At 71.9% G+C, this 4,308-nt stretch carries 6 protein-coding genes; 4 read left to right on the top strand and 2 right to left on the bottom strand.

From position 1 onward, the window contains the following. A partial coding sequence (locus tag ACFU99_RS34965; protein ID WP_384400016.1) for a TetR/AcrR family transcriptional regulator C-terminal domain-containing protein occupies positions 1–254 on the top strand: 254 nt, incomplete at its 5' end. A 5-nt stretch (positions 255–259) separates the two neighbouring features. On the opposite strand, the gene ACFU99_RS34970 is transcribed toward ACFU99_RS34965, so the two are convergent. Then, on the bottom strand, positions 260–1,027 hold the full coding sequence (locus ACFU99_RS34970) for a DUF4232 domain-containing protein (RefSeq protein WP_384400018.1): 768 nt from the start codon (positions 1,025–1,027) through the stop codon (positions 260–262). A gap of 161 nt (positions 1,028–1,188) precedes the next feature. Between ACFU99_RS34970 and ACFU99_RS34975 the strand changes: the two genes are divergently transcribed. Further along, positions 1,189–1,509: a DUF6191 domain-containing protein gene (locus ACFU99_RS34975; RefSeq protein ID WP_384400021.1), complete on the top strand. Its 321-nt coding sequence runs from the start codon at positions 1,189–1,191 to the stop codon at positions 1,507–1,509. 35 nt (positions 1,510–1,544) lie between these two features. Here ACFU99_RS34975 and ACFU99_RS34980 read toward each other — a convergent pair whose 3' ends face one another. Further along, a complete protein-coding gene (locus ACFU99_RS34980) occupies positions 1,545–2,312 on the bottom strand; it encodes a GntR family transcriptional regulator (protein WP_384400024.1) in 768 nt (255 codons plus the stop codon). 150 nt (positions 2,313–2,462) lie between these two features. Here ACFU99_RS34980 and ACFU99_RS34985 point away from each other — a divergent pair, with 150 nt between their 5' ends. Together ACFU99_RS34985 and ACFU99_RS34990 are read left to right on the top strand one after the other, a co-directional pair. Further along, the gene (locus ACFU99_RS34985; protein ID WP_384400026.1) at positions 2,463–3,299 is read left to right on the top strand and encodes a (2Fe-2S)-binding protein; all 837 of its coding nucleotides are present in this window, start codon (positions 2,463–2,465) and stop codon (positions 3,297–3,299) included. 198 nt (positions 3,300–3,497) lie between these two features. Beyond that, the coding region (locus ACFU99_RS34990) for a DUF2637 domain-containing protein (protein ID WP_384400029.1) at positions 3,498–4,308 on the top strand (811 nt) is incomplete at its 3' end.

Consider the following 4,308-nt stretch of genomic DNA (forward strand, 5'->3'; position numbering starts at 1 on the left):
CCCTGATGGCGGTGGGCGCCTTCACCCTCGGCCACACGCTGGAGGAACAGGCCGCGCTGGAACTGGAAGGCGCCGACGGCGACGCGCCGGCGGACCCCGAACGCCTGCGTCACGCGGTGGCGTCGGGGCCCTATCCGAACTTGGCCGCGAGCCTGCCGACCCTGGCCGGGGACGATTTCACCGCCCATTTCGAATTCGGTTTGCGACTGCTGGTAGAGGGCCTGCGATCGCTGGAAGGCAACCGCGGCAGTTAGCGATGTCAGCCGGCGTTGACGGGGTTGACGAACGTGCCGGGGTGGGTGGCCATCGACTGGTCGAGGATGGCGCCGCCGAACGGCCACTTGAGCTGGAAGTGCTGCTTCTCGTTCGGCGGGGTGACCAGTACCGTGCTCGGCTCGATCGTGTGCTGGTCCGAGTCGAGCGGCTCGGGGAGCAGCCGGATGGTGAAGGACGTGTCCTCGCCCGGCTTCAGATTGACGGGCACCGGCTTCATGGACGAGCGCGGCAGGTCGATGGCGCTGCCGCTGGCGGGCTGGAGCTGAACGCCGGGGAACCCGCTCATGGTGCAGTCACCGCTGCCGGTGTTCTTCAGCCACACGGAGGCCGTCTGCTGGTGCTCGCTCTTCATGTCGGGCTTGGCGCCCCACCCGGCCTTCATCTGCGCCGTCGTACAGCGCCCACCGCCGGAACCGCTTTTCGCCGACGCGCCGCCGTGCGCCGAGACGCTGTGCTGAGCCGGAGCGGCACTCTTGTGACCGCTGCCCTTGTCGCCCTTGGCGGCCTCGGCGGTCTTGACGTCCTTGGCGGGCTTGTCGGCGGACGGGGCGCCCGTGGTGGCCGAGTCCGCGTGAGCGGAATTCTCCGAGGCAAGGGCGACGGGCGAAGCGGAAGAGGAAGAGGACGAGCCGCCCGCCGAGTCGGACTTCCCACCACCGTCGCAAGCAGCGAGCCCGACCGCCGCGGTGGCCACCAGGGTGGCGACGGCAGCGGCCTTGCCGCCTCGACGGAGCGCGGTGCGGTGCGACATGGATGGTTCCCCTCGGCGTAGCGGCGACGTACGAGCCTGTCGCGCACGCCAAGAGAACCGTGCCCGTCACCCCTCATGATCGACTAACGTCCCGCTAACGCCCGCCGCGTGCCGCGCCTCCGGCGGCGGAACGTTCCTGCCGACCCACCCGTTTCCCCCTCATGCTGAGTCTGCTGACGGGGCCCGCGCTCGCCCTGCTGATCGTGATTCCGCTGTTCCTGCTGGCCGCCCTGCGCAAGGGCGTACAGCTGGCCCGACGCCGGGGCGGGCCCGGGCCCGCGTACGGCGCGCGCGGCGTGGGGGCCACCGCGACGGAAGAGTTGCACGCGCTGATCTACCCGAGCAAGCGGGTGCAGCTCGTGCAGCGGCGGATAGAGCTGGTGCTGCGGGACGACGAGCAGGAAGGCGCCCCGAAGCGGACCGGCGTCGACCTGACGGCGGGCACTGCCCGTATCAGCCCTGAACGGCCGCTTCAGCCCTGAGCGGTCGCCCCCCCGGCCTGGTGGCTGCCCTGCCCTCAGACCGCCCCCGTGAAATGCCCCGTGACCAGTTCCTCCACAGTCGCGGCGTCCTGCGCCGCGAGGGCTTCCAGAAGAGCCAGGTGTTCGGAGGCGTCGGTGAGGAGGTCGGTGGGGCGGGCGGAGGGGGTGTGGGGGGCGGGCCATTGGGAGCGGCGGTGGAGGTCGTCGGCGATGAGGACCAGTTGGCGATTGCCGGTGAGGGCGAGGAGGGCGCGGTGGAAGGCGCGGTCGGACTCGGCGTACGCGGCGCGGTCGCCGCGCGCGGCGGCGGCGGAGGTGGCCTCGGCCAGGGGGCGGATCGCGGACCAGTCGACGCTCCGGCCCGTACGGGCGAGGCGCAGCATGGCGGGGACTTCGAGCAGGACCCGTATCTCGGCGAGTTCGGCGAGGTCGCGGGCGCTGCGGCGGGCGACGCGGAAGCCGCGGTTGGGGACGACCTCGACGGCGCCTTCCAGGACGAGCTGCTGCATCGCCTCGCGGACGGGGGTCGCGGAGACCCCGAACCGCTCGCCCAGCGCCGGGCCGGAGTAGACCTCGCCGGGTACGAGTTCGCCGCCGACGAGGGCCGAGCGCAGGGCGTCGAGTATCTGGCCGCGTACGGAGTGGCGCTGCGGGAGCTTCCGCGCGGCGGGCACCGACACCGTGGCGGGGTGGCCGTAGGCGGGCTCGGCGCAGGGGTGTTCTCCGCGCGCGCTCGGTGTGGCCTGCGCCGGCACACTGACCCGCAGCGGTGTCGGCGCGGTCTCCATTCGGCCCTGCTCCATCTGCTTCCTCCTGTCGTCCTTTATGAACGATAGGCGCGCCCTGTGACAGTTCAAACAGTGGAGCGATTCAACACTGGAGCAGTCAATCAACCCGCCCATCAGGTAAGGTAAGGCTTACCTGTAAATGATCGTGATTCGGTGGTGCCCCGCATGTCCACTGCCGCTGCCCGCCCGCTCCCCCGCCCCTCATCGCCGGTCGGCGCGGCGTACGCCAGGCTCTCCGAGGTCTTTCCGGGGCTGACCGTCACCGAAGAGGCTCCCCCGCGCGGCGACGGCTGGGTTTCCGCGGCCGGGCTCGCGGCGGGCGGCACCGCGCTCGACGCCTTCCTCGCCTGGGACGACGCGCAGATCCTCGCCGACTACGGCGAGCGGGCCCGCCCCGACGTCGTCGCGAGTTTCGGCCTGCACCGCTACGCCTGGCCCGCCTGCCTGCTGTTCACGGTCCCCTGGTTTCTCGACCGCCGGGTCCCCCGCGTCCCGGCGGCCGGCGTCGCCTACCAGCGCGCCGCGGGCCGGATGACCGCGCGCATCGAATCGTTCTCCTGCCTGCCGGGCGACCCGGCCGCCGCCCTGCCCGGCGCACGAGTCGTGGCGGGCGAGGAGGAGTTGCGCGCGGAGCTGCGGGCGGCGCTCGTGGAGCACTTGGCACCGGTCCTGGACGGGTTCCGGCCCCGGATGCGGCGGGGGCGGCGAGCACTGTGGGGCATGGCGACGGACGAGGTCGTGGAGGGGCTCTGGTATCTGGGGCATCTCTTCGGCGCGGAGCCGCGCGCCAAGCGCGAGCTCGGGCTGCTGCTGCCGGGCGGCACCGGCCCGTACGTCGGCGACGCGGCTTTCCGCGAACTGACCGGCCACCAGGGCGAGGCGCTGGCGACGCGGGACCGGGCGAGCTGCTGCCTTTTCTACACGCTGCGCCCCAAGGACACCTGTGTCACCTGTCCGCGCACCTGCGACGCGGAGCGCATTGAGCGGCTCTCCGCAATATAGCCTCTTTCTTTCCACTCGATCGAGTGATGCGAATAGAACGCAAGCGACTTTCCCTTCCCGCGAGTTCGAACGGAAACACACCTATTCGTAGGCCCTTGAAGCTCATTGGCGACTTCTTGCTCCAAAACCCCTTGGCGAACAGTCGGATTCCGCCAGGATGGCGCGGGAAACGCCGTACTGCTATGCAAGGGACGCGAAATGAGACTGACCGACATATCGCTGGACTGGGCGCTTCCGGGTGCCGTGGCGCTCGTCGGGATCGCGGTGGCGGCGGCGGTGTTCCTGCGCGGCCGGCGCGCCGGCGCCGCGGACGACGGGGCCAAGGCCGGGGACAGCTGGGAGCGCAGCGAGGAGCGCCGGCGCCGCAAGGAGGCCGTGTACGGCAGCGCGTCGTACGTGCTCCTCTTCTGCTGCGCGGCGGTCGCGGCCGCGCTCTCCTTCCACGGCCTCGTCGGCTTCGGGCGGCAGAACCTCAACCTCTCCGGAGGCTGGGAGTACCTGGTGCCGTTCGGGCTCGACGGCGCGGCCATGTTCTGCTCGGTGCTCGCGGTGCGCGAGGCCAGCCACGGCGACGCGGCGCTCGGCTCCCGGCTGCTGGTGTGGACGTTCGCGGGCGCCGCCGCCTGGTTCAACTGGGTGCACGCGCCGCGCGGGCTGGACCACGCGGGCGCGCCGCAGTTCTTCGCGGGCATGTCGCTGTCGGCCGCCGTGCTCTTCGACCGGGCGCTGAAGCAGACCCGTCGCGCCGCGCTGCGCGAACAGGGCCTGGTGCCGCGCCCGTTGCCGCAGATCCGCATGGTGCGGTGGCTGCGGGCGCCGCGCGAGACGTTCCGCGCGTGGTCGCTGATGCTGCTCGAAGGCGTGCGGTCGCTCGACGAGGCCGTCGAGGAGGTGCGCGACGACCGGCGGCAGAAGGAGCAGGAGCGGCTGCGGCGGCGCGAGGCGGGCAAGCTGGAGCGGGCCCGCATCAAGGCGTACAACCGGCAGCACCGGGTGTGGGGCCGCGGCC

It is taken from the genome of Streptomyces sp. NPDC057654, assembly GCF_042800135.1.
Taxonomy (GTDB): domain Bacteria; phylum Actinomycetota; class Actinomycetes; order Streptomycetales; family Streptomycetaceae; genus Streptomyces.

Bases quoted from the DNA above. Each gene is read 5' to 3' on its own strand.
- ACFU99_RS34975 (WP_384400021.1), top strand. From the start codon at position 1,189: ATGCTGAGTCTGCTGACGGGGCCCGCGCTCGCCCTGCTGATCGTGATT.
- ACFU99_RS34985 (WP_384400026.1), top strand. From the start codon at position 2,463: ATGTCCACTGCCGCTGCCCGCCCGCTCCCCCGCCCCTCATCGCCGGTC.
- ACFU99_RS34980 (WP_384400024.1), bottom strand. From the start codon at position 2,312: ATGGAGCAGGGCCGAATGGAGACCGCGCCGACACCGCTGCGGGTCAGT.
- ACFU99_RS34970 (WP_384400018.1), bottom strand. From the start codon at position 1,027: ATGTCGCACCGCACCGCGCTCCGTCGAGGCGGCAAGGCCGCTGCCGTC.